Genomic DNA, 20966 nt, shown 5'->3' with positions numbered 1-20966 from the left:
GTATGCCCCAATTTGGCAGTGCCTCACGAGACTCGCCGGAATGGGTGATTATCCGAGTGTCATCAAAGAATGGCGCGAAAGTCGGCCGGTTCGCCGAGAAGAGTCGCCCCTGGCTCATGAGAAGGGGTGGCAAATGAGATACGTCGACTGTGCGGCCGCCGACCGGCGGCTGCTGGCGGCGATGCGCGACTGCGGCAGCCAACCGCGCATCGCCGCGGCCGCCCGCGCGCTCTCCCATGCCGGCGAGCACGGCGCGCTCTGGCTCGCCGCCGGGCTCGCGGGCGCTGCCGCCGACCGCGAGCGCCGTGGCGCCTGGCTGAGGGCCACGGCCCTGGTCGGCGCGGCACATCTGGCGAGCATGGGCATCAAGCGGGCCGTGCGCCGTCCCCGCCCCCAACTGCGCTCCGGCGACCCCCTCGTCCGCACCGCGAGCCGCCACTCCTTTCCCAGCTCGCACGCCACATCGGCGGCCGCGGCCGCGGTCGCCTTCGGGGCGCTGGGCCCGGCCGGACGGCGGCTGGCGCCGCCGCTGGCCGCCGCGATGTGCGTCTCGCGGCTGGTCGTCGGGGTCCACTACCCGACGGATGTCGCGGCCGGGGCGGTGCTTGGGGGGCTCGCGGCGCGGCTGGGGGTCCGGTGGGCCCTTGCCGGGGCTCCATTGGGCGCGGCACCCAGTTACGGGGGGCGGCATGGCTGAGCGCGGGACCGCGCTGCTGGAGCGGCCCGAACGGCCCCGGCGGCCCCCACGCCCCGCGCAGGACCGGACGGTGAGTCTGCCCGTCGGACTGCTCAGGACCGCGCGCCCGCGCCAGTGGATCAAGAACGTTCTCGTCGTGGCCGCGCCCGCCGCCGCCGGGGACCTGGCATCCCGGCACACCGTGGTCCAACTGGCCATCGTCTTCGCCCTGTTCACCGCGGCAGCCGCGGCCGTCTATCTGGTCAATGACGCCCGCGACGCCGAAGCGGACCGCGCCCACCCGGTGAAGCGCCGCCGGCCCGTCGCCGCCGGGGACGTGCCGGTGACCGTCGCGTACGTGGTCGGCGCCGTCCTCGCCGCGGCCGCGATCGCCGGTGCCGCTGCCCTGTGCAACCCCATGACCGGCGCGCTGCTGACCGCGTATCTGTCGATGCAACTCGCCTACTGCATCTGGCTCAAGCACGTCCTCGTCGTCGATCTCGCCGTCGTCACCACCGGCTTCCTGATGCGCGCGATGATCGGCGGGGTCGCGCTCGGCATCCCGCTGTCCCGCTGGTTCCTGATCACGACCGGCTTCGGCGCGCTGTTCATGGTCGCGGCCAAGCGGTACTCCGAAGCCGTCCAGATGGAGGAAGCCAAGGGCGCGACCCGGGCGCTGCTCGACGAGTACACGACCGGCTATCTGCGCTTCGTCTGGCAGCTCGCGGCCGGAGTCGCCGTGCTCGCCTACTGCCTGTGGGCCCTGGAGAGCGGCGGGGTTGCCGCCCAGGCGCTGCTGCCCTGGCGGCAGCTGTCGATGATCGCCTTCATCCTGGCGGTGCTGCGGTACGCGGTCTTCGCGGACCGCGGCACGGCCGGCGCGCCCGAGGACGTGGTGCTGCGCGACCCGGCGCTCGCCGTCATCGGACTGGTGTGGGCGGCGATGTACGGACTGGCGGTCGCCGACCTGTGAAGCCCCTCGTCTGGTCCGAGCTGAGCTCGTTCGTACTGGTCGGAGGCTGTGCGTACGGCGCCGACCTCGGCGTCTTCCTCTGGCTGCGCGGCCCCGGCGGCTGGGAGCCGCTGAGCGCCAAGGCTCTGTCCTTCCTCGCCGGGTGCACCGTCGCGTATCTCGGCAACGCGCTCGGGACCTACCGGCGCAGATGCGTCGGCCTGCGCGAGTACGCCGCGTTCTTCGGCGTCAATCTTGCGGGCGCGCTCGTGCAATTGCTCTGTCTCGCCGTCTCGCACCACGGCCTCGGACTCACCTCGGCGCGCGCGGACACGGTTTCCGGGCTCGGCGTTGGCATGTTCCTCGCCACGTGCCTGCGATTCTGGGGGACCCGGACGCTGGTGTTCCGCGTGGAGGGTACGCGTACGACATGGACTGGCTGACCAAGCTCCCCGTCATCGGACCGCTCGTCGTCCGCCTGATGCGCACCCATGCCTGGCGTTCTTACGAGACGCTCGACAGGGTGCACTGGTCGCGGCTCGCCGCCGCGATCACGTTCATCAGCTTTCTCGCGCTCTTCCCGCTGATCACCGTGGCCGCCGCGGTCGGTGCCGCGCTGCTCGACAAGGATCAGCTGAAGAAGATCGAGGACAAGATCACCGAGCAGGTGCCCGGTATCTCCGACCAGCTCGACATCAACTCCCTGGTCGCCAACGCGGGCACGGTCGGACTTGTCGCGGGCGCGCTGCTGCTCGTCACCGGCATCGGCTGGGTCGGCTCGATAAGGGACTGCCTGCGGGCCGTGTGGGAGCTGGACGACGAGGACAAGGGCAACCCGATTCTGCGCCTGCTCAAGGACGCCGGCGTACTGCTCGGGCTCGGCGCGACCGCGCTCGCCTCGATCGCCGCGTCGGGCCTCGGCTCGACCGCCGTCGGCTGGAGCGCCGACCGGCTCGGCATCGACAAGGGCGGAGCCGGTGGGGTACTGCTCCAGGTCGCGGGCATCGGGATCGCCGTCGTCGCCGACTTCCTGCTGCTTCTGTATCTGCTGACACTGCTGCCGGGCGTTCAACCGCAGCGCCGCCGCCTGGTGGTGGCGGCGCTGCTCGGCGCGGTCGGCTTCGAACTGCTCAAGCTGCTGCTCGGCGGCTATATGAGGGGCGTCGCGTCGAAGAGCATGTACGGCGCCTTCGGCGTCCCGGTCGCCCTGCTGCTGTGGATCAACTTCTCGGCCAAGCTGCTGCTGTTCTGCGCGGCGTGGACGGCGACGCAGAGCAAGAGAGCCGTCGACGACGCTAGCGACGGCGCAGCGGCCAGCGGCGGTTGACGAGGAAGACCCCGGCCGCGAGCAACACCAGCGCCCCGCCGGTGATGGCGAGCGCGATGCCGATGCCGCCGGAGCTCTCCTTCACGACGGCCTTCTTGGCCGGCGCGCCGTTGTTGACCGGTTCGTTGCCGTTGGAGGCCGGGGGTGTCGCAGACCTCGGCGCGACCAGCTCGCCGACCGGCGTGACCTTTCCGGCCGCCGAGAAGCCCCAGTCGAGCAGTCGGCCCGCTTCCTTGTAGACGGCCTGGCTCTCGCCGGAGTCCGGGTTCATGACGGTGACGAGCAGCACCTTGCCGTTGCGCTCGGCGACACCGGTGAAGGTCGCGCCCGCGTGGGTGGTGTTGCCGTTCTTGACGCCTGCGATGCCCTTGTACGGGGAGATGCCGTCGTCGCCGGTGAGCAGGCGGTTGGTGTTCTGGATCTCGAAGGTCTCGCGCTTCTTGCCCGGCTCCTGCTCGCCCGGAAACGTGGAGTGCGCGGTGGAGCAGTACTCCCGGAAGTCCTTCTTCTGCATGCCGCTGCGGGCGATGAGGGTCAGGTCGTACGCGGAGGAGACCTGGCCGGTGGCGTCGTAGCCGTCGGGCGAGACGACATGCGTGTCGAGCGCCTGGAGCTCGTCGGCGTGCGCCTGCATGTCCTGGACCGTCTTGGGAACGCCGCCGTTCATCTCGGCCAGCACATGCACGGCGTCGTTGCCGGAGCGCAGGAAGACGCCGAGCCACAGATCGTGGACGGAGTAGGTGTGGTCCTCCTTGACCCCGACCAGGCTGCTGCCCTCGCCGACGCCCGCGAGTTCGGCCTCGGTCACCATGTGGATCTCGTCCTTGGGCAGCCGGGGGAGCACGGTGTCCGCGAACAGCATCTTGAGCGTGGACGCCGGGGGGAGCCGCCAGTGGGCGTTGTGCGAGGCCAGCACCTCGCCGCTCTCGGCGTCCGCGACGATCCAGGACCGGCCGCTCAGATCCTGGGGCAGCACGGGCGCGCCGGGTCCGAGGCTGACCTGCGTGCCGGCCTTGCCCAGTTGGCTTCCGCCGACCGAGGACATGGAGGCGGGTGGGTTCGGGTGCTTCCTGCCTGCCCTGTAGTCATGGCTGTCGGCCGCAGCGGGCACGACGGCGAGTGCGGGCAGCAACGTGGCGGCGGTGACCGTCAGCGCGGTCTTCTTCAGAGCAGACACGGACGAGAACGTACAGGGCCGTGAAGAAAATATGCTCATCAGCTCGATGACCCGCCGGGAGGAACGCCGGGACAGCCCACCCCGGAGGACCCGGTCGGAGGACGGACGCGATACTGAGTCCATGAAGCTCAGCCGCCCCGTCTCCTGGTTCCTGCTCGCTTTCGGGGTGTGGAGCTGGTTCATCTGGATCACTTTCGTCAAGAACCTGTGGAAGGACGGCAGCGGGCTCGCCTTCGACGACGCGGGTGACCCGACGGCGTACTTCTGGGTCCATCTGCTGCTCGCCATTACGTCCTTTGTTCTGGGGACGGTCGTCGGAGTGATCGGGTTGCGTGGCGTACGCGCCTTGCGGCACGAAACGCGCGAAGCGCACAACGAATAGGGGAGCGGTCCGTGCTGGTGGTCGTCCTGCTTGTGGTGCTCCTGGTTCTCGCCCTGCTGGCAGGGGTGCACTGGTACGTATGGCGACGGCTGGTCCGCGACACGACGGCGCGCGGGGGCACGGCGCGGCGGGTGGGCACGGCGGCGGTGTGGGTACTGCCGCTGCTGTCGGTGGCGGCACTGGTCTCGGGGCGGGCGGGGGCGCCGTTCTGGCTGCAGCGAGTGGTGGCGTGGCCGGGGTATCTGTGGCTGGCGGTGCTGCTGTATCTCGTGCTGGGGCTGCTGGTGGGGGAGGTTGTGCGGCCGCTGCTGGTGCGGGTAGCAGGGGGGAATTCCCCCACCCCGCCCCTTCCCGAAACCGGGGGACGGGTCCCCCGGACCCCCGGTCCGCCGGCCGCGGGCTTCGCCGCGGCGGCGGATCCGACTGGAGCCGAGACGCCCGGCGGCTTCGCCGCGGGTACGGCTGACGCCGCCGGCCAGGCGCCGGTTGGCGCGGCCGCGCCGCACGAGCCCGCTGGTGCGACGCGCACCGCGGAGCCCCGCCCGGCCCCGGCCGAGGGGATGGCCCGTACGGACGAGGCCGAGGCGGACGACGCGGGCACCATCGGCCGGCGCACGGTCTCGCGGCGGGTGTTCGTGTCGCGTGTCGTCGGTGGTGGTGCCGCCGCCGTTGCCCTCGGAACCGTGGCGTACGGGACCTACGGTGTCCTCTGCGGGCCCCGTGTGAAGCGCGTCACCGTTCCGCTGGCCAGACTTCCGCGGGCCGCCCACGGTTTCCGGATCGCCGTCGTCAGCGATATTCACCTCGGACCCATCCTCGGGCGCGGCCACACCCAGCGGATCGTCGACACCATCAATGCCACGTCGCCCGACCTCGTCGCCGTCGTCGGGGACCTCGTCGACGGCAGCGTGGCAGACCTCGGGCCCGCCGCCGAACCGCTCGCGCAGCTCACCTCACGCCACGGGTCGTTCTTCGTGACCGGAAATCACGAGTACTTCTCCGGCGCCGAGGAGTGGGTCGACCACGTCCGCGAGCTCGGACTCCACCCGCTGCGCAACGAGCGCGTCGAGATCGGCGGCTTCGATCTCGCCGGGGTCAACGACGTCGCGGGCGAGAGCGAGGGCGACGGCCCGGACTTCGCCAAGGCGCTCGGCGAACGGGACCGCACCCGCGCGTCCGTGCTTCTCGCGCATCAGCCCGTCGTCATCCATGACGCCGTCAAGCACGGCGTGGACCTGCAGCTTTCCGGCCACACCCATGGCGGCCAGCTCTGGCCGGGCAACTACCTCGCCGCCCTTGCCAATCCGACCGTCGCCGGGCTCGAACGGTACGGAGACACCCAGCTGTACGTGACGAGGGGCGCGGGCGCATGGGGCCCGCCCGTACGCGTCGGAGCCCCCTCGGACATCACCGTCGTACAGCTCGCATCCCGTCAGGCATAGCCAACCCATGTCATCCACATGGCGCAGGAATGGCTTTGGCATGGCGCAGGCATAGCTGTTGTCACAGTTGCCTGTGAGCCATAAGTCATCCCTTCCTCTTGTGAAGGCCCTGTGATTGGCTAAGCGACCTATCACGAACAGGGGTGGGCGTGAAGGGGAGCTTGACGATGCAGTCGATCCGTCTGCGGATTCTCGTCACTTGTGTGGTGGTTCTGGCCGCGGCCGTCGGCGGCTGGCAGTTACTGCCGTCCGATCAGATCAGCAAGTCAACGATCACCGTCGGCACCACGGATGTGGTCACGTCGCTCGATCCCGCGGGGGCGTACGACGCCGGCTCCTGGGCCATGTACAGCAACGTCTACCAGTCGCTGCTGACCTTCAAGCCCAACGGTGTCACCCCGGTCCCCGACGCCGCCCGCGACTGCGACTTCGTCGGGATGACGCTCCAGACGTACCAGTGCGAATTGCGCGACGACCTCACCTTCGCCAACGGCCGCAAAATCACCGGCGAGGACGTCAAGTACTCCTTCGAGCGGATGCTGCGCATCAAGACGGACGTCGGCCCGCAGCCCCTCTTCTCCACCCTCAAGAACGTCACTGCCCAGGGGCAGACGGTCACGTTCAACCTCCGTACCCGCGACGCGACGTTCCCCCAGAAGGTCGCCACCGGCGCGGGCTCGATCGTCGACCGCAGTCAGTACCCGGAGAAGAGCCTGCGCGAGGGCAACAGCGTGGACGGTTCGGGACCGTACGTACTGAAGGAGTACGAGCCCGGATCCAGGGCCAGGCTCGTGCCCAACCCCAAGTACAAGGGCGCACTGACGAAGACCGGCGGGCCCGTACTGGTCCGCTACTTCGAGGGGTCCGACGAACTCGCGGCGGCCTGGAAGGCGGGGCAGCTCGATGTCACACACCGTCAGCTGCCCGCGAAGCTCCTTGCCGGTCTCGACCCCGGCGAGTCGGGCATGCGCGTCAGCGAGTCGGACACCGCCGAGATCCGCAACCTCGTCTTCAACGTACGGCCCGGCTCGCCGATGGCGAAGAAGGCCGTGCGGCAGGCGATCGCCGCGGTCATCGACCGCCCCAAGGTGGCCACTTCGGTCTACCACGCCACGGTGCAGCCGCTGTACTCCCTGATCCCGCAGGGAACCCTGGCGCACATCAACCCCTTCTTCGACGCCTATCCGAAGCCCAGCGCGAAGCGCGCCGGGGAACTGCTCGACGACGCCGGGATCCAGACCCCGGTGAGCTTCACCCTGGTGCACCGCGCGGACAGCGGCCCGGCGCAGGAGGCGGCCGAGCTGCGACGCCAGCTGGAGGCGACCAAGCTGTTCAAGGTGAAGGTCGTCGCCGAGGACTGGAAGGTGTTCCAGAAGGGGTACGGGGCCGGCAAGTACGACGCGTACACCATCGGCTGGATCCCGGACTTCCCGGACCCCGACAACTTCAGCCAGCCGCTCGTCGGCAAGGACTCGACCCTCCACAGCGGCTATGAGAGCGCGACCGTCGACAAGCTGATCGCCTCCACCCAGCAGTACGGCGAACGCCCCCGCGCCACGGACGACTTCAAGTCGCTGCAACGGGAGGTCGCCAAGGATGTGCCGCTCGTGCCGCTGTGGCAGAAGAAGGACTACGTACTGAGCAGCGAGAACGTCAGCGGCGCGCAGTATCTGTCGGACGGCACCGGAGTCTGGAGGCTGTGGGAACTCGGCTGGATCTGAGCGGCTAGGACACCGCCTCGGCCTGTGCTGTACGGGCTGCCGCCGGGAGCGCGACCGTCACCGCGAGGCCCTCGCCCGGCGCGGTCCGGATCGTCACCTCGCCCCCGTGCGAGGCGACCACGGCCTGCACGATCGCCATGCCGAGTCCGCTGCCTGCCGGCCCGCTGCCTTCGCCGCCGGCGCGGAAGAAGCGGTCGAAGATACGGTCGGCGTCCTCGCGGGCCATGCCGGGACCCTCGTCCGCCACCCGCAGCAGTACCGCGCCGGGACCGTGACCGTCGCCGTCCGCACGCTCCAGCTCCACGCGTACCGGCGCGTGAGCCGGAGTGTGGGCGCGGACATTGGCCAGCAGATTGCCGACGACCTGCCGCAGCCCCGACTCGTCGCCCCGCACGATCATCGCGCCCTCGGCCGCGACGGCGACCGGGCGCTGCGGCTGCTGGGCCCGCAGATCGTCCGCCGCGTCGCGCACCAGACGGCTCAGGTCGACCGCGCTCACCCTCAGTTGGGGCTGCTGGTCGAGGCGGGCCAGCGTCAGCAGCTCCTCGACGAGCCGTCCCATCCGGTCGGCCTCAGCCGTCATCCGTGCCAGCGCCCGGGTCCGTTCGGCGGGCTCGCGCAGCATCCCCTTGTCGTACAGCTGGAGATAGCCGCGGATCGCGGACAGCGGTGTACGCAGCTCGTGCGAGGCGTCCGCGACGAACCGGCGCAGCTGGGCGGCGCTGTGCTCGCGGGTCTCGAAGGCCGACTCGACCTGGTGGAGCATGGAGTTGAGGGCGTTTCGCAGCTGCTCGATCTCGGTGACCGGATCACGTCCGGCGGGCACACGCCGGGTCAGATCGCCCTCGGCGATGGCGGACGCCGTCTCCACCATGTCCTCCAGCGGCCGCAGCCGGTGCTGGGCGCCGAGCATGGTGAGCAGGGCCAGCAGCGCCAACAGGACGGTGCCGAAGGCGAGATCGAGTTTTAGGGCCTTCTTCAGCGAGGAGTGCACGGAGCCGGTGTCGGTCGCCAGAACGACCACAGTGCCGTCGCCGAGCCGGGTGGAGACCGTGCGGTACGGATCTCCTCCCACGCTCACGTCCCGGGGCTCGGCGGAGTCGGCCGGCTTGCCCGGATCGCCGACCGCGGCGGCGAGTTCGCGCTGCCGGTCGGTGGGGGCGATGCCCGCGAAGGAGATCGGCTCGCGCTTCGCGTCGACGGCCACCATGATCGTGTCGGAGCGCGGCAGGCCGCCCGCCCCCGATTCACTGAACTGGGCTCCCAGTTCACCGATGGCGCTGATCGTCTCGATCTCCTTCTGCGTGAATCCCGTCCGCTGCAGCGCTGTGCGGCTGCCGATCAGCTCGGTGTCCACGCGGTCCAGCAGATAGTGCCGCATGCCCATCAGGCTGACCGCGGTGGCCGCGACGATGCCGAGGGTCAGCACGCACACGTTGACCAGGGTGAGTTTGGCGCGCAGGGAGTGGATTCCGCGGTGGTGGCGCCGCGCGCGGGCCCGTATCCAGCGCCTCGGACCAGGCGGGCGCCTCATGCGAGTCCGTATCCGAAGCCCCGCCGGGTGGTGATCAGCGGTGGCCCCAGGGGGTCGAGCTTGCGCCGCAGATAGCTGATGTAGGTCTCGACGACGGTCGACTCGGGCTGGTGCTCGTACTGCCAGACGTGGCGCAGCAGTTGCTCCTTGGGGACGATGCGGCCGCCGTTGCGCACGAGAAAGCGCAGCAGCGCGTACTCGGTGGGGGTGAGCTGCACCGAGCGGCCCGCGCGCCGCGCCGCGTAGGTCGCGTCGTCCAGCTCCAGATCGCCGTAGCGCAGCGGCGGGCGTACGGGCAGCACATCGGCGGGCCGGGTGCGGCGCAGTACGGCCCTGATGCGGGCCACCACCTCGTCGACGTTGAACGGCTTGGTGATGTAGTCGTCGCCGAAGCCGAGCGCGCCCACGATCTCGGCGGGCGCATCGCGCGCGGTGAGGAAGACGACGGCCGTCCCGGGGTGCGCGTCCCGCAGTTCACGCCCCAGCACCCGCCCGTCGCCGTCCGGAAGCATCACATCCAGCAGCGCCACATCGGGGCGCGTCTGCCCGGCCAGCTGCCGTCCCTGCCGTACGCTTCCCGCCGTAATCACCTCAAAACGGTGATAGCGCAGTGCGATGGCGAGGACGTCGGCGATGCTCGGCTCGTCCTCGACGACCAGCACGGTCGCTCCCTCGTGGTCCATGTCCTCAGTATCGGCGTGATCCCTGCGCGGAGGGCCGGTCACTGTCTTGGAGTTCCTTGAGAGTCATGGCCGCGCCACGCCACGGACCGCGTCCGCAGCCGATTCTGAAGACCGGCCCGGGGGAGACCGATCGACGAAGGGGGCAGGAATCGTGGCGGCATTGGCACGCTGGTGCTATCGGCATCGGCTGGTGGTCCTGGTGCTGTGGGTGGGGGCGCTGTTCGGCCTGGGGGCCGCGGGCAGTTCGGCGGGCACCAACTACTCGAACAGCTTCAGCCTTCCGGACACCGACTCCACACACGCGTACGACCTGATGCTCAAGGCATTCCCGGAGAGCTCGGGCGACACCGACACAGTGGTGTGGCGGGTCACCGAAGGATCCGCGCGCGATGCGGCGGTACGGGAACGGATCGAGCTCGCGCTCAAGGAGATCGCGGGCATGAAGGGCGTCGGCGACGTCGCGAGCCCGTACGCCCCGGCAGGCGCGGCTCAGATCAGCAAGGACGGGCGGATCGCCTACGCCCAGGTCACCTTTGCCGAACAGGCCAACGGTGTGCCGAAGAAGCTGGTCGAGGACGTCGTCGACACCGCACAGGACGCCGAGCGGGCGGGCCTTGATGTCGAGCTCGGCGGACAGGCGATCACGCGTATCCAGGAACCGCCGACCGGCACCGCCGAGATGGTCGGCATCGCCGCCGCGGCAGTCGTCCTCTTCCTGGCCTTCGGCTCGCTCTTCGCGATGGTGCTGCCGCTGGTGATCGCCATCTTCGGGGTCGGCACCGGAATGCTGTCGACAACGCTGCTCAGCCATGTGACGGACGTGCCCGAAGTGGCCCCGCTGCTCGGCTCGTTGATCGGTCTCGGCGTCGGCATCGACTATGCGCTGTTCATCGTCACGCGCCATCGCAAGGGCATTCTGCGGGGCCTGGCGCCCGAGGACTCGGCGGTCACCGCGCTGAACACCTCCGGGCGCGCGGTGCTCTTCGCGGGTGGCACGGTGTGCATCGCGCTCGCCGGGATGCTCGTGATGAACATGCGGTTCCTCGACGGCGTGGTGATCGCCACCTCGCTCACCGTCGTACTGAGCGTGCTGGCCGCGATCACCCTGCTGCCCGCGCTCCTCGGCGTCCTGGGCAAGCGGGTGCTGAGCAGGCGCCAGCGTCGCAGGCTCGCCGCCCACGGTCCGGAGCCCGTGGAGTCGGGCGGCGCCGCCGCCCGCTGGTCCGCGACCGTGCAGCAGCGGCCCAGGTCGATCGCGCTGGTCGCGGTCGTGGTGATGGCCGCGCTCGCGATCCCCGTGCTGTCCCTGCGGCTCGGCGCGACCGACCAGGGCAACCACAAGAAGGACACGACCACGCGGCAGGCGTACGACCTGCTGGCCGAGGGCTTCGGACCCGGCTTCAACGGGCCGCTGCAACTGGTCGCGAAGGACGCCGAACCGGCCGCCATCCAGGCTCTGGTGGGCAAGGTCCGCGCCACGGAGGGCGTCGCCCAGGCCGTCGCGCTGCCCTCGAGGCCGGGCTCAGGCATCACCGTGATCCAGGTCGTCCCGACGACATCACCACAGTCCGAGGCGACGGACCAGCTGATCGACACCCTGCGCGGCGAGGTCATCCCGCAGTCGGGCGAGGAGGTCCATGTCGGCGGAGTCACGGCGATCTTCAAGGACTTCGCGGCAGTGACCGGCGACCGGCTGCCGTACTTCATCGGAACGATCATTGCGCTCGGCTTCCTGCTGCTCCTGATCGCGTTCCGGTCGCTCGTCGTCCCGCTGACCGCCGCTCTGATGAACCTGATCGCAGCCGCGGCCTCCTTCGGCGTACTGGTCGCGATCTTCCAGTGGGGTTGGGGAGCGGAGGCGCTCGGCCTCGGCAAGGAGGGCCCGATCACGGCCTTCCTGCCCGTCATCATGCTGTCGCTGCTGTTCGGGCTCTCGATGGACTACCAGGTCTTCCTGGTCAGCCGGATGCACGAGGAGTGGGTGCATACGAAGGACAACGCGCGGGCGGTACGGGTCGGCCTCGCCGAGACCAGCCGCGTCATCAACTGCGCCGCCCTGATCATGATCTGCGTCTTCAGCGCCTTTGTGCTGAGCGGCGACATGGAGGGCGCGATGGCGGGCATCGGGCTCGCGGCGGCGGTGGCGCTGGACGCGTTCATCCTGCGTACGGCGCTGGTGCCGGCGGCGATGCATCTGCTGGGGAAGTCCAACTGGTGGCTGCCGGCCGGACTTGAGAAGCGGCTGCCGCATCTGGCGGTGGAGCCGCGGGAGGACGCGCCGGAGCCTGCGGTGTCCGTGCCGACGCCCCGTACTGAGCCGGGAGCCGGGGCCGTCGGGTCCGCCGTCCACGGTTTCGTCCGTACGGAGTCGGGCGAGCCGGTCGGCGACGCGATCCTCACCCTCGTCTCGCCGGGCGGCCGCCAGGTCGACCGGGTGGAGTCCCTGGCCGACGGCTCGTACATCCTGTCCGCGCCCGCCGGCGGCGCGTATCTGCTGGCCGCAACTGCGGGGATCCATGAGCCCTGGGTCCGCCACATCATGATCGGCGGCGATCCGCTGGTCCATGACGTGGTGCTCTCGGACCTGGGAGTGAGCCGCTGACGGCCCGGTCCCGGCGGGCTACTTCTTGCGGGCGGCGGCGGTCTCCGCCATCCCCGGCAGGAAGTCCCTGAACAGCTCGTGCACTTCCCGTACGAGCGGGCGCAGCACCCGGAACCGGGAGAGGGCGACACCTCGGGTGGTGAGCCGGGCTCCGCGTTCGGCCAGCTTCCTGGTGCGCTCGCGGCCCTCCGAGCGGTCGAAGACCCAGTACAGGACGAGTCCCATCTGGGAGAGCCACATCAACTCGGGGAGGACATCGGCGAGTTCGTCGGCGACCTTGGCCTTCGAACCGGCCAGCACCTCACGGTGGATGGAGAGGGCCGCCTCGCGGGCGTGTTCCGACTCCGGGGAGAACGGGCTGAGCGGGCTCTCCGGGTCGGCCGCGTTCTTGAAGAACTGGGAGGCGAACTCGTGGTACGGCTCGGCGATCTCCAGCCAGGACGTCAGCACCCCGGCGAGCCGGGTCTCCAGATCCGTCTCCTGGTCGAGGATCGGCCGGACCGCCGCCTGGTGCTGGGCGCCGATCCGGTCGTAGAAACCCTGGACCAGGTGTTCCTTGGAGGCGAAGTAGTAGTACGCGTTCCCTACCGAGACCCCTGCCTCCTTGGCGATGGCCCGCATGGTCGTCTTGTCGTAACCGCGCTCCTGGAAGAGCCGGAGCGCGGTTTCGAGGATGAGCGTGCGGGTCTGCTCGCTCTTGGGGGCCTTCGCTTCTGTCACGGTGTCCGAGCCTAACCGGGGACGGAGCACCGGTCGTCGCAGGGCGTCCCGACGGCCCCTCCTGAAGCGGTCGCCTCGCGGTACTTGGAGGCCGCGAGCATCGTCACGCGGACGAACGGCAGACCGGCCGGGGTGGCCAGCCAGTGGGCCTTGGGCCGGTAGTCGGCCAGGGCCCAGAGGCAGACGATCCAGGCGGCGGGCCCGGTGTAGATCTGGCCCCGGTCGCCGATGACGGTGATCTCCCGCAGGGTCGCGGTGTGGTCGAGGCGCGGGTATCTGCGCTGCGCCTCGACCGACCCGGCGGGCACCAGGTCCAGCGGCACGAGCTGCCTCTGCCGCAGCAGCCAGCTGCGCAGATGGACGCAGAGGGTGCACTGGGCGTCGTAGAGGACTGTCAGTCTGCGGACCGGGGTGCCCATCGCGCTCACGCCCCGCCGGTCCCGGCGGCGGGTGCGGCCCACGGGCCCTGGCCTGCCGGGGTCGTCCAGCCCTGCGGTCCGACCGGCGGCGTCTGCTGGCGCTCCATCACTCCGCGTCGGCGGATCTTGTTGAGGACCCAGACATTGCCGAGGTGCATGACGCCGAGTACGAGGAGTACGACGCCGAGCTTGACCGAGAGCGCCTCGAAGAGCCCGCGGGCGTCCTCGACCCCTTCCGCCGCCTTGAGGTAGAGGGCGACGAAGCCGAGGTTCACCAGGTAGAAGCCGACCACCAGGAGGTGGTTGACGGCGTCGGCCAGCTTCTCGTCCCCCTGCAGAACGCTGGCGATGAAGATGCGTCCGTTGCGGCTCAGGGTCCGCGCCACCCAGATGGTGAGCGCCACGCTGATCAGCAGGTAGACGACATACGCAACAACAGTGAGGTCCATCCCCACCCTCCCTTGAACGCGTTCAAAAGCTGGCGTCATGGACTGTAGCCCTCCTTTTGAACATGTTCAAGCGGATGGGTGAAGGGGTGGCTGGGCGCGGGTGTCAGGTGCCGCCTACGCGTCGCGCCTCAACTGGGCCGCGATCGTGCGGTCGGTGATCCTCGCGTCGTCCGCCAGTAGAAGTGCCTTCGACATGATCAGCGACAGCAGCCCGCCGTCCTCCTCGAAGGGCAGGAAGAGCCGCTCCCCGCTCGCGCCGGACGCCGAACGGTCCACCACGATGCAGAGATACGCGTCATTGGGCTCCATCAGGATGTTCCCCGAGCCCAGATGGATCTTGTACGTGCGGAGCTCACCGCGCACCGTGAGAAAGCGGTCCGTGAGCTCCACGCGGTCGGCGATCCGGGTGCGCGGCAGCAGACGGGCCAGCGACTGGCGCCGTATTCGGGCCGACTCGGTCAGCTCGCCGAACGCCCAGCTCTCCCAGTACCCGTCGTACGCTCGCTCCTCGCCGCGGTCCCGCCACTGCGGATCCGCCCCGATCGACGCGACTCCCACGAAGAGATCGACGTCCCGCATCGCCTCCGTCAGCACCAGCGGCGGTACGGCGGCGAGGTCGGCGAGCTCCCACGGACCGCGCGCCCCGCGCCGCCGCTCGAAGCGCAGCTGGTCCGTGGAGCACAGGGATGCCAACCCGCCGTCCGACTGCTGCTCGACCAGCTCGATGTAGAACCTGGCCCGCCAGAACTCGCCCTCACTCATGGTCAGTTCACCGGCGCGCGGCAGTTCCCGAAGCATCTCGGCCGCGTATCCGTCGCCGAAGTGCCCCAGATGGCTTCCCGTCCAGCCGCGCTCCACCATGAGCGCCTTCGCCTGGTTGTAGCGCAGGACGTGGCCGGCGAAGCGGTTGGAGTAGGTGCGGGTCTCCTCCTCGGCGGGGGTGAGCGGATAGACCTCCCGGAAGGCCTGCTTGAACGGCTGACGCAGCTCGCGATCGGTGAGCTCCTCGCGCCAGATCCGTATCTCGTCGGCGTCCGCCCGCACCGGATGCCAGAGCCGCAGCACGGCCCCGTCCGTCACCGGGACGGCCGTGCCGTCCGCCCCGGCCAGCGCCCAGCCGCCCGCCGTACGCTCCGGCAGCCCGGCCGACCACATCTCGCCCCCGTCCGCGCTCGCCTCCCAGATCAGGGTGCGGGCCATCGTGCCGGTCACGGGATGGTCGATGTAGTACCGCTCCCAGTCGACGGCCGCCCAGAGGGTGCCCGCCATCAGATGCTCCTCCAGCCGGGCGCGCTCGACCGGCATCAGCGAGCGCAGCTGCTTCAACGCGGAGCGGATGTCGGTCAGTTGCTCGCCGAACTCCTCGCGGACCGCCTTCGGCGCGGACTTCAGCACCCGGCCCTGCGGCCCCCGGAACGAGAGCGCGGGCGACCCGGCCGCCGCAACCGACAGCACCGCTGTGTACGCGCCGAGCGGCTCCTCCCGGATGCCGCGCGCATCGAGGCCCACGGACGGCACGGCCCGCTCCCTGACCATGGACGGGGTGATCCCGCCGCGCTCGGCCACGGCCTGCAGGGCGGCGGTGATCCCCTTGGCCACGGTGCGGTTGCGGATCCTGCGCTGTATGCGGCCGAGCCAGTCGACGGCCTGCTCGCCCTGCGTACCGCCGAAGTCGCCGAGGACCGCGACCGCCGTGGTCGCCATCCGGCCGCTGCGGCAGTAGCCACCCGAACCGCCCGTACCCGTACCGGAGTTGAGCGCGACCGCACCGACAGCGGGCACCACCCAGTCCGCCTCGATGCCTGCGGCGGCCCACAGCAGCCCGCGCATCAGCCGGGTGTTGCCCTCGGCGGCGATCCCCGGCACGGTGTGCCGGCCGACCCAGTCGGGCGCCGCCACCGGATGCTCCCGCTGGCCGGCCATCCCTTCCAACAGTGCCCGCACTGTCTCCTCGCCCCGCTGCATGTCCGCGAGGAGCGCTGTGGTCTGCTTGCGCCACCGCTTGGTCGCCCGCACATTGCCCTGCGCCGCGCAGTGCTCCAGGAGTGCGGCGGCTCCGGGCGCGGCGAGCAGCTCTGGGTGTTCCGTGCGCATCTGCGGCCCGAACTCGTCCTCGTCGTCGAGCAGTACCGGCGGCAGCCCGGTGCCGTCGGACGTCTCCGGCCCGATGAGGGCGTCGAGACGCGCCCGCATCGTGACGTTCTCGGATCCCTCTTCCTGGCCTCCCCAGGCCGACAGGGATGCCTGACGCACATCCCGCAGCAGCCGCCGGTCGTGGCTGCCCGCCTCCTCCGCCGCGGCCAGCGGCAGTCGGGTGAGCGCCCCGAACTGCTGGAGCAGCTGCCCCGGATCGACCAGCGCGTCCGCCCCCACCAGGCGCCGCAGCAGCTCGTCGGCCTCCTCGGTGGTCCAGCCGAGGTTCTGTTGTGAAAGCCAGGGCACTGCCCAGTCGCAGTCGCGGCCGGCGCCGCCGTGGCACAGATTGCGGTGTATCCAGAGCGCGGCGCGTCGGCGCTGGTCGGGCGTCAGGGACTCCAGCAGCTCCCGCACCGGCGCACCGCCGTGGTTGCGCTGACGTACCCCCGCCTCGTACAGCCTGGTCTCCAGGCCGTCCGTGATCACCGTCATCGTGCCGGTCCCCTCCCCGAGCTCAACTCCTCCTGACGGTACGGCCCACCACTGACAATCGGGTCGGTGACCCCGAACCGCCGCACTCCCGGCACCGCGGCCGTACCCAGGCAGGCCACACCCACGACGACCGCCGCGACCGTGAGCGGCACCGCGGGGCCCCAGGCCTCGGCCGCGAGCGGTGCGAGTGCATAGCCGAGCGGCATCGCCGCGAGTGAGAGGAGCCAGTCGTACGAGGAGACCCGGGCCAGCGCGTGCGCCGGGATCGCTTTCTGGACCGAGGTCTCCCAGATGGGGGAGAGGAAGCCGAGCCCGGCCTGGGCGACGCCGTACGCCGCGATGGTCGCCGGGGCGGGCGCGGACAGCGCAAGCAGCCCGAGCGGCAGCACATAGGTCGCGAGCCCCAGATTGGCCATCAGTACAGGCCGCTTGGGCCGCGCCCGCCCCGCCGCGATCGAACCGAGCAGGAGTCCGGCGGCGCCGGTCTGCAACAGCACGACCCAGGTCCCCTTGCCGCCCAATTCCCGTACGGCGATGGCCGGTCCGAGCGTCATCAGCACGGCGGCCGCGCCGTTCCAGGCGGCGTGCGCGACAAGGCTGGTCCAGTACCAGTCGCGGGAACGGACCTCGCTCCAGCCCTCCTTGAGGTCGGCGAGCAGCGAGCGGCGCGGTATGGGCAGATGGCGGACCCGGATCGCCGCAAGGAGCAGGGCGCTGACCGCGAAGCTCGCCCCGTCGAGTACGAAGGCCCAGCCCTGCCCGACGGTGTAGATGAGGACCCCGGCGAGCGCGGGCCCGCCGAGCCGGGTCGCACTCTGTGCAACTCCCATCAGGGCGTTGGCCTTCGCGAGCCCCTCTTCGCGCACCGTGCCGGTGATCAGCGGTGACACGGTCGGCATCGCGAACGCTCCGGCCGCACCGCCGACCGCCTCGGCGGCGGCGATGTGCCACAGCCGCGGCTCGCCACCGAGGAGTTCGGCTCCCACGAGGAGCTGGGTGAGGCACCGTACGACATCGGTGGTGAGCGCGACCGTACGGGCGTTGAAACGGTCGCCGACCACGCCGCCGAGCGGCAGCAGCAGAAGTTTGGGCACCATCGCGCAGCCCAGGACGAGGGCGAGCGCGCTTGTCGAGCCGGTGGCCTCGTACACGGCGAGGGCGAGGGCGGCGGGGATCGCGGAGTCTCCGAGGAGGGAGAGCGTGCGGCCGAGGAAGAGCAGTCGGAAGGCGCGCGTGCGCATGGGGTGAGCCATGCCCGGCAGGGTATTTCGCTACCGAATAGTTTGGCAACGAAATATCTCCTGCCGAAGGATCTGCGTACCATCGTCGCCATGGAGCACCGCGACTGGACCGACGAACATGTGGCGCGCTGGAAGCCCGTGTTGCCCGACCTCGACCCCGACATCGAGGGCGCGGTCACCCGGATGAAGAAGCTCTCCGTCCATCTGCGACGGGTCCGCGAACAGTCCCTGGTCGACTTCGACCTGGACCGCCCCGAGTTCGACACGCTCCACAAACTCGCCGGGCGCGGCGGCACGGCGGCACCCTCCGAACTCGCCGCCGACCTCGACCTCGCCCCCGCCTCAGTCACCGGCCGCCTGGACGCGCTCGAACGCCGTGGCTTCGTCCGCCGCACGCCCTCCGCGTCCGACCGCCGCCGCGTCGACGTCGAGCTCACCGACGCGGGGCGGGCGACCTGGCTGGGCGCCATGGACGTACTGGGCGACGAGGAGTACCGGCTGCTCGCCGTCCTCGACAAGGACGAGCGCCGTCAGCTGAACGACATGCTCCGCCGCATCATGCTGGCCGCGGAAGCTCCGGCCGGCGGATCCGCGGAGCCCCCGTCACCGCCATCACCAACGAGTACAGACTCGTCGTCGCCGTGATGAACAGGCGGTTGTTCTTCGGGCCGCCGAAGGCGATGTTGGAGACCGCCTCGGGAACGCGGAGCCTGCCGATGAGGGTGCCGTCCGAGTCGTAGCAGTGCACCCCGCCGTCCATGGCCGCCGCCCACAGGCGGCCCTCGTCGTCGAAGCGGATGTTGTCGAAACGGCTGACATCGTCCGTCACTTCGGCGAAGACCTTGCCGTCGGACAGGGTGCCGTTCTCGCGTACGTCGAAGACGCGGATCTGGCCGGCGCGGGTGTCGGAGACGTACAACTGCCGCTCGTCGGGCGAGAAGACCAGGCCGTTCGGACCGCCGAATCCGTCCGCGACCAGCCGGACCTCGCCCGTCGCCGGGTCGACGCGGTAGACGTTGCACGCGCCGATCTCGCTCTCGGCGCGAAAGCCCTCGTAGTCGCTCGTGATGCCGAAGTCGGGGTCGGAGAACCAGATGGAGCCGTCGGACCGTACGGCCGCGTCGTTCGGGCTGTTGAGGCGCTTGCCCTCGAAGCGGTCGGCCAGGACGGTGAGCCTGCCGTCCGGCTCGGTGCGGGTGACGCGGCGGTTGCCCTGCTCGCAGGAGATCAGCCGGCCCTCGCGGTCGAGCGTGTTGCCGTTGCTGTGTCCGGCCGGGGAGCGGAAGAGGGTGATCGCGCCGGTGGCCTCGTCCCAGCGCAGCATGCGGTCGTTGGGGATGTCGCTCCAGATCAGCTGTCGCCAGGCGGGCAGATAGAGCGGGCCTTCGGCCCAGCGGCAGTCACCGTGGAGCTGCTCCAGGCGCGCATCGCCGTTGGTGCAGCGTCCGGTGCGGAAGCGGTCGTCCAGGATCTCGTATATCGAGGAGTCATCGACGGTGGACATGGTCAGGCCCTCCAAGCATTCAACTGAATGAGCTTCGGCCTGATATGCATATCCCGGAATGAGGTATGGTCGCAAGCGTGGATGACATTGATCGTGAGCTCGTGGCGCTGCTTCAGCAGGACGCCACCCAGGCTTACGCCGCGCTGGGCAAGGCCGTAGGTCTCTCGGCAGGCGCGGCGCACGAGCGGGTACGCAAGCTGCGCGAGCGCGGAGTCATCCGCCGTACGACGGTCGAGGTGGACGCGGCCGCGCTCGGGCAGGGCGTGCTCGCCTTCGTCATGGTCGAGTCGTCGGCGTGGATGGGGGAGTCGGGCGCGGCCTTCGCCGCCATCCCCGAGATCCAGGAGGCGCACATCATCGCGGGCAGCGCCTCGGTACTGGTCAAGGTGCGCACGGCCACGACCGAGCAACTTCAGGACGTGCTGCGGCGGTTGTACGCCATCGACGGCGTGAGCGGCACGCAGGCCACGGTCTCGCTTGAGACGTTCTTCGAGCGTCCCGTCTCCCCGCGGACGGGCTGACCCCGACCCCCGGCCCGACTGTCAGTGGTGGCTTCTACTGTTCTCGGCATGGCAATGGTGACCTTCGTCGACGAGACGACCTCGGGGGAACGCCGCGATGCCCTGGGCCTGGACATCGCGGAAGAACGCCTCGCGCTGCGCGAGTTGATCCGGCGCAGGGTTCTTGAGGAGGCTCCGGACGGCGATGACACCGACCGCGCCTACGACCGCGCCGTCGAGGCGTTCGGGCGCAACGGCTTCCTGGTGCTGGTCGGGGACCGGCAGATCGAGGAGCTGGACGAGCTCGTCGACCTGGGTCCGCGCACGGAGGTCGTCTTTCTCAGGCTCGTGCCGCTGGTGGGGGGATGACGATGAGCCGGAGCGCATCGTGGCGAAGCCCGCCGCCTCCGCCGCCCCCGGCCTTCTCCCCTTCGAGGGCGACGGGATGCTGGGCACTACATGCTGGCAAGCGAGCGCGCGTAGTTGATCTGTCCCATGACCTGCTGGAACGTCTCAGGGCCACGGGCCTGGATCATCGTCGAGTGGTGCTTGCCGCCGCTCGTCACCGTGACCTGGATGAAGCCGGTGGTCTGCCTCTCCTTCATCAGCAGGAACAGCAGCCCCAGCAGACAGAAGATGAAGAAGACGATCGCGAGCACGATGGCGTGCGTCGGCATCTTCTCCTCGGTGCGCGACATGTCGGTGGCGTTCCACACCGAGCCCCGCAGCGGCAGCGTGCCCGCGGGAGTCACGATCGAGTCGCCCATGACGGTGATGTCGCCGATCGACACCAGGGGCGCCCCGCCCATCGGAGTCGGAGCCCCGGCCGGTACGGGGAGAGCGGGCTGCGTCTGGCTGTAGTCGGGGGCCTGGTTGGGGGGATAGCCGTACCCCGGCGCCTGGTTCGGGTAGCCGTATGCCGGCGTCCCTCCCGGAGGCTGTGTCGGCCCCCACTTGTACTCGGGCTCTCCGTCCGCGTACGGATTCGGCTCGCTCATGCTCTCGTCCC

General features: G+C 70.2%; 21 protein-coding genes. 11 read left to right on the top strand and 10 right to left on the bottom strand.

The annotated features are described in order from the left end of the window. Positions 1 to 133: 133 nt before the first annotated feature. From ABZS64_RS05675 to ABZS64_RS05660, 4 genes are read left to right on the top strand one after another with little or no spacing between them, the layout of a single operon-like run. On the top strand, positions 134 to 697 hold the full coding sequence (locus tag ABZS64_RS05675; RefSeq protein ID WP_355823580.1) for a phosphatase PAP2 family protein: 564 nt from the start codon (positions 134 to 136) through the stop codon (positions 695 to 697). Continuing rightward, on the top strand, positions 690 to 1649 hold the full coding sequence (locus tag ABZS64_RS05670; RefSeq protein ID WP_355823578.1) for a decaprenyl-phosphate phosphoribosyltransferase: 960 nt from the start codon (positions 690 to 692) through the stop codon (positions 1647 to 1649). The genes ABZS64_RS05675 and ABZS64_RS05670 overlap by 8 nt, the downstream gene beginning before the upstream one ends. Beyond that, a complete protein-coding gene (locus ABZS64_RS05665; protein ID WP_355823575.1) occupies positions 1646 to 2071 on the top strand; it encodes a GtrA family protein in 426 nt (141 codons plus the stop codon). Before ABZS64_RS05670 ends, ABZS64_RS05665 begins: the two co-directional genes overlap by 4 nt. Continuing rightward, positions 2059 to 2955: a YihY/virulence factor BrkB family protein gene (locus ABZS64_RS05660; RefSeq protein WP_355823573.1), complete on the top strand. Its 897-nt coding sequence runs from the start codon at positions 2059 to 2061 to the stop codon at positions 2953 to 2955. The genes ABZS64_RS05665 and ABZS64_RS05660 overlap by 13 nt, the downstream gene beginning before the upstream one ends. Here ABZS64_RS05660 and ABZS64_RS05655 read toward each other — a convergent pair. After that, positions 2924 to 4132 carry a D-alanyl-D-alanine carboxypeptidase gene (locus ABZS64_RS05655; RefSeq protein WP_355823570.1) on the bottom strand — a complete coding sequence of 403 codons (1209 nt, stop codon included), beginning with the start codon at positions 4130 to 4132 and terminating at the stop codon, positions 2924 to 2926. The genes ABZS64_RS05660 and ABZS64_RS05655 overlap by 32 nt on opposite strands. A gap of 121 nt (positions 4133 to 4253) precedes the next feature. On the opposite strand from ABZS64_RS05655, the gene ABZS64_RS05650 reads away from it, so the two are divergent. The 3 genes from ABZS64_RS05650 to ABZS64_RS05640 all read left to right on the top strand — a co-directional run bounded on the left by ABZS64_RS05650 (position 4254) and on the right by ABZS64_RS05640 (position 7677). Continuing rightward, a complete protein-coding gene (locus tag ABZS64_RS05650) occupies positions 4254 to 4514 on the top strand; it encodes a hypothetical protein (protein WP_355823567.1) in 261 nt (86 codons plus the stop codon). An 11-nt stretch (positions 4515 to 4525) separates the two neighbouring features. Next, on the top strand, positions 4526 to 5956 hold the full coding sequence (locus tag ABZS64_RS05645; protein WP_355823564.1) for a metallophosphoesterase: 1431 nt from the start codon (positions 4526 to 4528) through the stop codon (positions 5954 to 5956). A gap of 167 nt (positions 5957 to 6123) precedes the next feature. Continuing rightward, positions 6124 to 7677 (top strand): ABC transporter substrate-binding protein, encoded by a 1554-nt coding sequence (locus ABZS64_RS05640; protein WP_355823561.1) that lies wholly within the window; start codon positions 6124 to 6126, stop codon positions 7675 to 7677. A gap of 4 nt (positions 7678 to 7681) precedes the next feature. On the opposite strand, the gene ABZS64_RS05635 is transcribed toward ABZS64_RS05640, so the two are convergent. Both ABZS64_RS05635 and ABZS64_RS05630 read right to left on the bottom strand, forming a co-directional pair. Continuing rightward, positions 7682 to 9211 (bottom strand): HAMP domain-containing sensor histidine kinase, encoded by a 1530-nt coding sequence (locus tag ABZS64_RS05635; RefSeq protein ID WP_355823559.1) that lies wholly within the window; start codon positions 9209 to 9211, stop codon positions 7682 to 7684. Continuing rightward, complete coding sequence (locus ABZS64_RS05630) at positions 9208 to 9894, bottom strand: response regulator transcription factor (RefSeq protein WP_355823556.1); 687 nt, start codon at positions 9892 to 9894, stop codon at positions 9208 to 9210. Before ABZS64_RS05630 ends, ABZS64_RS05635 begins: the two co-directional genes overlap by 4 nt. 160 nt (positions 9895 to 10054) lie before the next feature. On the opposite strand from ABZS64_RS05630, the gene ABZS64_RS05625 reads away from it, so the two are divergent. Continuing rightward, positions 10055 to 12496: an MMPL family transporter gene (locus tag ABZS64_RS05625; RefSeq protein ID WP_355824105.1), complete on the top strand. Its 2442-nt coding sequence runs from the start codon at positions 10055 to 10057 to the stop codon at positions 12494 to 12496. A gap of 18 nt (positions 12497 to 12514) precedes the next feature. Here the strand turns inward: ABZS64_RS05625 and ABZS64_RS05620 are convergent, their stop codons facing one another. The 5 genes from ABZS64_RS05620 to ABZS64_RS05600 form a co-directional block, all read right to left on the bottom strand. Next, positions 12515 to 13216, bottom strand: a complete 702-nt coding sequence (locus tag ABZS64_RS05620) for a TetR family transcriptional regulator (RefSeq protein WP_355823554.1) — start codon at positions 13214 to 13216, stop codon at positions 12515 to 12517. 11 nt (positions 13217 to 13227) lie between these two features. Beyond that, positions 13228 to 13635: a DCC1-like thiol-disulfide oxidoreductase family protein gene (locus ABZS64_RS05615; protein ID WP_355824103.1), complete on the bottom strand. Its 408-nt coding sequence runs from the start codon at positions 13633 to 13635 to the stop codon at positions 13228 to 13230. A 5-nt stretch (positions 13636 to 13640) separates the two neighbouring features. After that, a complete protein-coding gene (locus ABZS64_RS05610; protein WP_355823552.1) occupies positions 13641 to 14084 on the bottom strand; it encodes a hypothetical protein in 444 nt (147 codons plus the stop codon). 114 nt (positions 14085 to 14198) lie between these two features. Beyond that, positions 14199 to 16712: a DUF4132 domain-containing protein gene (locus tag ABZS64_RS05605; protein ID WP_355823550.1), complete on the bottom strand. Its 2514-nt coding sequence runs from the start codon at positions 16710 to 16712 to the stop codon at positions 14199 to 14201. Beyond that, a complete protein-coding gene (locus ABZS64_RS05600; RefSeq protein WP_355823548.1) occupies positions 16709 to 17965 on the bottom strand; it encodes an MFS transporter in 1257 nt (418 codons plus the stop codon). Before ABZS64_RS05600 ends, ABZS64_RS05605 begins: the two co-directional genes overlap by 4 nt. 78 nt (positions 17966 to 18043) lie before the next feature. Here ABZS64_RS05600 and ABZS64_RS05595 point away from each other — a divergent pair, with 78 nt between their 5' ends. Then, positions 18044 to 18598, top strand: a complete 555-nt coding sequence (locus tag ABZS64_RS05595; RefSeq protein ID WP_355823545.1) for a MarR family transcriptional regulator — start codon at positions 18044 to 18046, stop codon at positions 18596 to 18598. Here ABZS64_RS05595 and ABZS64_RS05590 read toward each other — a convergent pair. Beyond that, positions 18510 to 19457, bottom strand: coding sequence for an SMP-30/gluconolactonase/LRE family protein (locus ABZS64_RS05590; RefSeq protein WP_355823542.1), 948 nt, complete (start codon positions 19455 to 19457; stop codon positions 18510 to 18512). The genes ABZS64_RS05595 and ABZS64_RS05590 overlap by 89 nt on opposite strands. A 77-nt stretch (positions 19458 to 19534) precedes the next feature. Here ABZS64_RS05590 and ABZS64_RS05585 point away from each other — a divergent pair, with 77 nt between their 5' ends. Next, positions 19535 to 19978: an Lrp/AsnC family transcriptional regulator gene (locus ABZS64_RS05585; RefSeq protein ID WP_355823539.1), complete on the top strand. Its 444-nt coding sequence runs from the start codon at positions 19535 to 19537 to the stop codon at positions 19976 to 19978. Between the two features lie 48 nt (positions 19979 to 20026). Continuing rightward, positions 20027 to 20326 (top strand): hypothetical protein, encoded by a 300-nt coding sequence (locus ABZS64_RS05580; protein ID WP_355823536.1) that lies wholly within the window; start codon positions 20027 to 20029, stop codon positions 20324 to 20326. Between the two features lie 86 nt (positions 20327 to 20412). Here ABZS64_RS05580 and ABZS64_RS05575 read toward each other — a convergent pair whose 3' ends face one another. Beyond that, the gene (locus ABZS64_RS05575; protein ID WP_355823533.1) at positions 20413 to 20955 is read right to left on the bottom strand and encodes a hypothetical protein; all 543 of its coding nucleotides are present in this window, start codon (positions 20953 to 20955) and stop codon (positions 20413 to 20415) included. Positions 20956 to 20966: the final 11 nt, after the last annotated feature.

Source organism: Streptomyces sp. NPDC005408 (genome assembly GCF_040606445.1).
Lineage (GTDB): Bacteria > Actinomycetota > Actinomycetes > Streptomycetales > Streptomycetaceae > Streptomyces.
The sequence above is the reverse complement of the archived record's forward strand: the minus strand, read 5'-3'. Positions and strand labels throughout refer to the sequence as shown.

Coding starts and splice junctions, on each gene's coding strand:
- ABZS64_RS05675 (WP_355823580.1), top strand. CDS start 134: ATGAGATACGTCGACTGTGCGGCCGCCGACCGGCGGCTGCTGGCGGCG.
- ABZS64_RS05670 (WP_355823578.1), top strand. CDS start 690: ATGGCTGAGCGCGGGACCGCGCTGCTGGAGCGGCCCGAACGGCCCCGG.
- ABZS64_RS05660 (WP_355823573.1), top strand. CDS start 2,059: ATGGACTGGCTGACCAAGCTCCCCGTCATCGGACCGCTCGTCGTCCGC.
- ABZS64_RS05650 (WP_355823567.1), top strand. CDS start 4,254: ATGAAGCTCAGCCGCCCCGTCTCCTGGTTCCTGCTCGCTTTCGGGGTG.
- ABZS64_RS05640 (WP_355823561.1), top strand. CDS start 6,124: ATGCAGTCGATCCGTCTGCGGATTCTCGTCACTTGTGTGGTGGTTCTG.
- ABZS64_RS05635 (WP_355823559.1), bottom strand. CDS start 9,211: ATGAGGCGCCCGCCTGGTCCGAGGCGCTGGATACGGGCCCGCGCGCGG.
- ABZS64_RS05630 (WP_355823556.1), bottom strand. CDS start 9,894: ATGGACCACGAGGGAGCGACCGTGCTGGTCGTCGAGGACGAGCCGAGC.
- ABZS64_RS05615 (WP_355824103.1), bottom strand. CDS start 13,635: ATGGGCACCCCGGTCCGCAGACTGACAGTCCTCTACGACGCCCAGTGC.
- ABZS64_RS05610 (WP_355823552.1), bottom strand. CDS start 14,084: ATGGACCTCACTGTTGTTGCGTATGTCGTCTACCTGCTGATCAGCGTG.
- ABZS64_RS05605 (WP_355823550.1), bottom strand. CDS start 16,712: ATGACGGTGATCACGGACGGCCTGGAGACCAGGCTGTACGAGGCGGGG.
- ABZS64_RS05600 (WP_355823548.1), bottom strand. CDS start 17,965: ATGGCTCACCCCATGCGCACGCGCGCCTTCCGACTGCTCTTCCTCGGC.
- ABZS64_RS05595 (WP_355823545.1), top strand. CDS start 18,044: ATGGAGCACCGCGACTGGACCGACGAACATGTGGCGCGCTGGAAGCCC.
- ABZS64_RS05590 (WP_355823542.1), bottom strand. CDS start 19,457: ATGTCCACCGTCGATGACTCCTCGATATACGAGATCCTGGACGACCGC.
- ABZS64_RS05580 (WP_355823536.1), top strand. CDS start 20,027: ATGGCAATGGTGACCTTCGTCGACGAGACGACCTCGGGGGAACGCCGC.
- ABZS64_RS05575 (WP_355823533.1), bottom strand. CDS start 20,955: ATGAGCGAGCCGAATCCGTACGCGGACGGAGAGCCCGAGTACAAGTGG.